This window comes from uncultured Thiodictyon sp., from assembly GCF_903828115.1.
Classification (GTDB): domain Bacteria; phylum Pseudomonadota; class Gammaproteobacteria; order Chromatiales; family Chromatiaceae; genus Thiodictyon.
Map to the genome: position 1 here is coordinate 1 of NZ_CAIKKU010000341.1, position 4,413 is coordinate 4,413.

Sequence of the window (4,413 nt, forward strand, 5' to 3'; positions counted from 1 at the left end):
ACGACAACGACAACGACGCCCGGTCCGTGAGAACGTCCGGTAGCTGTAGGGTACGCATCGCGTACCCGGCTCCGGCGGTCGTGGCAGTTTGGCGGGTACGCGATGCATACCATACGATATATGCGTTAATATATCAGTTCTAATCGCACCCGCCTGATCCCTCCGGCAGGTCGCCGCCCGGCCGATCCGCTATGATGAAAGGTTGAGTACCACCAGGGACCAAGATGACGTGAACCAGCCCCGTAAACGATGCGATCAGTCTGCCGAGGGCCCGGCCGGGCGCCGTTTCCGGCGTGTGCTGGCGGGCCTGTGTGTGTTGTCGGTCCTGAGCGGTTGCGCCGCGCTTGGGTCCTTCGGCGGCGGTTCCAAGAGCGCCCCCGCACCCGCCGCGCCGCCCGCCGTCGCGGCGGCCAAGGGCGCCCCGACCGGTCAGCCGGCACCAAAGTCGGCGCCGTCCAAGGTCCAGGGTGCCCCCAAGGCCGCGACCCCAGCCCCGGACCTGACCACGCCGCCCGAGCCCCAGTGGCGTACCACCGGCGAGGTCCTGGGCCTGAACCCACCGGCGCAGCAACCGGTCGCGGTGGGGCAGGGCAGTCCGGCCTTCACCCCCTTCAGTCCAGACCTGCCGGATTTGCGCCGGGAGGTCGCCCTGATCTGCGGCTCGGCCCGTCTCGGCAAGCAAAAGGGCTATCTGGCGCCCCTGGTGACTGACCTCTTCCTGTCCAACACGGACCCGGCCTTTGCCACCGAGGCCCTGATCCAGGGCGACTGCGGCCCGCTCGCCGAGGTGGTGCGCGAGTTGGTCGCCCAGGGCGGCAACGAGGTGGTGTCGGCGGTGGTCAATCGCGCCCTGTTTCTGGGCGGTCCGCGGGCCGAGGGGACCATCCGGGCGGCCGCCTCCAGCGGCCTGAATCGGGACCTGGTGTCGCCGCTCCAGCGCTCCGAGCCGACCGGCGACGCCGGGTCCCTGGCCTACGCCATGGCCTATTTCCCCTCGCGCGGGGCCGAGCCCGGGGTCGCGACCGCCACCGCCATCAACACCCTCTACAGCAACGCCACCCCGGGTTACGGGGTCTATACCTTCGTCCTCCTGGGCGCCGGCTTCGATCCCGCCAAGGACGCCGACCGCGCCCGTTACGCGGAGTTGCTGCGGGTCATCGAGACCTATGTCCTGGCGGGCGACCAGGGCGCCCGCGGACCCCGTGCCGAGGCCCACGCCTTCCTGATCGCCATCCGGCCGGACCGCAAGGAGGCCAAGCTGAGCGAGCAGACCGGCCCCGAGTTCTCCGCGGCCATACGCCAGGACCTGATCCAATACCTCAGGCGCAGCAATCAACCGGACCTGGCCCGGCGCCTGGAGACACTGCCCGGGCCCTTCCTGATCTCCGGCCTGGAACCGCGCCTGCTGCCCACGAGCCAGGCCGCCCCGCGCCTGGTGAGCGACCTCTCGGGCCTGGGCGCCGAGTACCTCTATGCCGTGGTCGACGCCTATGACCGGCCCATCCCGGCCGAACAGCAGGGCCGTCCGGAAGGGCTCGCCGCCATCCGCGAGCGCCTGCTCGGGCTCTTCAGCCGCCAGGTCGCGACCGAAGAACTGAGCCCGGCGCTCAAGGACGCCTGGGTCTTCCGCCTCGGCGGCCCCCTCGCCCCCAAGCCCCAGGACCCCAAGGCCCAGGCCGCGGCCAGCGCAACACCGGGCGAGTCCGCGTCCCCCGATCAGCCGGCGGCCCAGACCGCCCCCCAGCCCGCAACCCAGGCCGCCGGCCCCACCCCCGCAGTGCGCAAACGCGCCCCCAAGAAGGCAGTCCGCCGCTCATGACCATCACCAGTCTCTCGACCCTGCTGCGTTACCTGCTCGGCATCTTCCTGCTCCAGGGGGTGACCGGGCTCCTGGTCTATACGGCGCTGCGCACGGATTGGCAGACCACCTGGCCGCTCTTCGCCGCCGTCGGGGTCGCCGTGGGTACCATGGCCGCCTTCTGGTTCAGCACCATCGCCGGTGCCGGCCGCCACCACGTGGTCGCCCGTGCCGCCGAGCGCTTCTCCAAAGAGCGCGAGCAACTGCGCCTCAAGGCCGAGCAGCAGCGGATCAAGGAGGTCCGCAGCAGCCTCAAGGCGGCGCGCGGCCTGGGCGCGGGCATGAGCCTGAAATCCGCGGTGGTGGTCGGCGGTGCCGTGAGCCTGGGATTGACGATGATGCTCACCCAGTTCATCACGCTGGGGCTACTCACCATCGCCTCCGCCGGGGGCGCGGCCCTGGGCTACGGCGTGCGGGTCCGCCAGGAGAAGCTGATCGCCAAGCGCGAACGGCTGGGCGAGGAGCGGGCGATGCGCGTCATCGAGGTCCAGGACGCGGTCCCGGCCATCACCAGCCGGCGGCGCAAGCCGCGCGCGCGGCCCGACGAACCGGCCGATCTGACGGGTTGATCGGTCGTAAAGGAGCCGGGGCGTCCCGCCCCGGCTGCGTTGCTCCTGGAAGAAGCATTTGTTTCAAGCAAAGACGCGAAGTTTTTCAATGCTTGGCGTCTTTGCGTGATCAATTGCCGATTCCAGGTTGATGAAAGGTTGTCGGGAAATCCCCTAATCTGTCGCTCCGTTCACCGCACACCAATCCGCCTGCACCAGATTGCGCGCCCGCCGCTCGAACACCAGCCCGACCTCGAACAGGCCCTTGCCCGGCAGGCCGCGGTATTTGTCGCTATAGCCGCGGGCGCGAAGCTGCGCCAAGGCCGGGTTGGCGGCGCCGTCCCGGGCCAGAACCGGGGCGCCCTCATCCCCGACTGATTCCGGCGCCGTCGGCGCGCGCCGGGCCTGGCGCGGTGCCAGCTTGATCTCGATGACGTAGATGTAGTCGGCCAGCTTGATGGTCAGGTCCACCTGGCCCTGGTTGCTCACGTCCTCGGGAATGATCTCGGCATTGAGGCTGGCGAAGAAGGCATAGAGCACGCTGGCGTAATAGCCCTCGGCCTCGGGCAGGTCGTTGCCGGTAAAGTTGCGCCAGGGGATGCCCGCAAACAGTCGCTGGATGGCGGCGATCAGGCCGGCGACGTCACCTTGCGTCAAGGGGTCGTAGATGGCCTTCTGCCAATTCAGGCGTTCGCTCGGCAGGCGGCCCGTATAGGCGTCGACCAGGTGGTTGGCGAGCGCTTGGCGTACCTCCTGGTTGGGGACGCGCAGTGAAAACAGCCATTGGTCGAAGGACTCGCGGGCCTGGTCGATGGTCAGATAGCCGGTCTGAAAGAGCAGCGTCACCGGGTCGATCCGCTCAATGTCGAACGAGTCCAGGATCTCCTCGCTGGCCTCGATCCCCTCGAGTGCGGGCAGGAAGGTCTGTCGGCGCTGCAACAGCTTGAGCAGAAAGCTCGGACTGCCCGTCTCGAACCAGTAGTTGCGGTACACCCGACCCTTGTCGATGAACAGGAGAATATCGAAGGGGTTGTAGACCGGCTCACCGAGAAAATTGTAGCCGTTGTACCAGCGCTTAAGCCGGTCCCAATCGACCCCGGCCAGATGCCCGCCAAAGGTGGTCGCAAGGTCCGTCTGGGTGTAGCCGCAGAGGGTGGCGACCCGCGCATCCAGCGTCAGATCGTTGAGTTGATTCAACCCCGAAAACAGGCTGACCTTGCTGAATTTGGTCACCCCGGTCATGAGGACGAACTGGATATGGGCGTCCTGCGTCTTCATGGTCGAGTAAAGATTCTTCAGCCCCTCGCGCAACACCGCGATACGATGCGGATGCTCGATACTGTCGAGGATCGGCTTGTCGTACTCGTCGACCAGGATCACCACCCGCCGGCCGCCGGCCTCATGGGCGCGGATGATCAACTCGGCAAAGCGGCCCGCGATGCTGGTGGCCTCGCAGTGGATACCCAGGCGACGCTGGTTGAAGCCCAGCAACTCGTGGATCTTCTCATCCAGACCCTCGGGGCTCTGCACCACCCCCCCGGCAAAATCGAGCCGGATCACCGGATGGCGGCGCGACCAGTCCCAGTGGGGGTGGATGTCGAGCCCCCGAAACAGGGCCTCGCTGCCCTCGAACAACTCCTTGAGCGTATCCAGGAACAGGCTCTTGCCGAACCGGCGCGGGCGCGACAGAAAGTAGTACTTGCCCCCGTTCGCCAGGGCCAGGGCGTGCGCGGTCTTGTCGACATAGGTGTAACCCTCGGTGATGATCTCGCTGAAGGTCTGGATGCCGATCGGGAGTTTTTTGAGGGGCGGATTCATGGTATCTGTAGCGAAACCGGGCGCGGGATGGTCGCGAGTCTAGACCCAGCCGCGGGGCATCGCCAGCCGTCCGAGCCGCGGGGGTGCGATCAGAACTGATGTGTTAACGCATATTTCGTAGGGTACGCATCGCGCACCCTACAGCTACAGCTGCCGGACGTCGTCACGGACCGGGCGTCGTTGTCGTTG

3 protein-coding genes are annotated in these 4,413 nt (G+C 67.3%); 2 read left to right on the top strand and 1 reads right to left on the bottom strand.

Features of this window, described 5'->3' with window-relative positions:
* Positions 1-229 precede the first annotated feature (229 nt).
* Both QZY48_RS12715 and QZY48_RS12720 read left to right on the top strand, forming a co-directional pair.
* Entirely contained in the window at positions 230-1,819 is a 1,590-nt protein-coding gene (locus QZY48_RS12715; RefSeq protein ID WP_295431227.1) for a hypothetical protein, read from the top strand.
* Positions 1,816-2,427, top strand: coding sequence for a hypothetical protein (locus QZY48_RS12720; RefSeq protein WP_295431228.1), 612 nt, complete (start codon positions 1,816-1,818; stop codon positions 2,425-2,427). Before QZY48_RS12715 ends, QZY48_RS12720 begins: the two co-directional genes overlap by 4 nt.
* A gap of 153 nt (positions 2,428-2,580) precedes the next feature.
* On the opposite strand, the gene QZY48_RS12725 is transcribed toward QZY48_RS12720, so the two are convergent.
* The gene (locus QZY48_RS12725) at positions 2,581-4,224 is read right to left on the bottom strand and encodes an ATP-binding protein (protein WP_295431229.1); all 1,644 of its coding nucleotides are present in this window, start codon (positions 4,222-4,224) and stop codon (positions 2,581-2,583) included.
* Between the last annotated feature and the right edge of the window lie 189 nt (positions 4,225-4,413).

What these genes read in the sequence shown, in the direction of transcription:
- QZY48_RS12720 (WP_295431228.1), top strand. Translation starts at nt 1,816, where the DNA reads ATGACCATCACCAGTCTCTCGACCCTGCTGCGTTACCTGCTCGGCATC.
- QZY48_RS12725 (WP_295431229.1), bottom strand. Translation starts at nt 4,224, where the DNA reads ATGAATCCGCCCCTCAAAAAACTCCCGATCGGCATCCAGACCTTCAGC.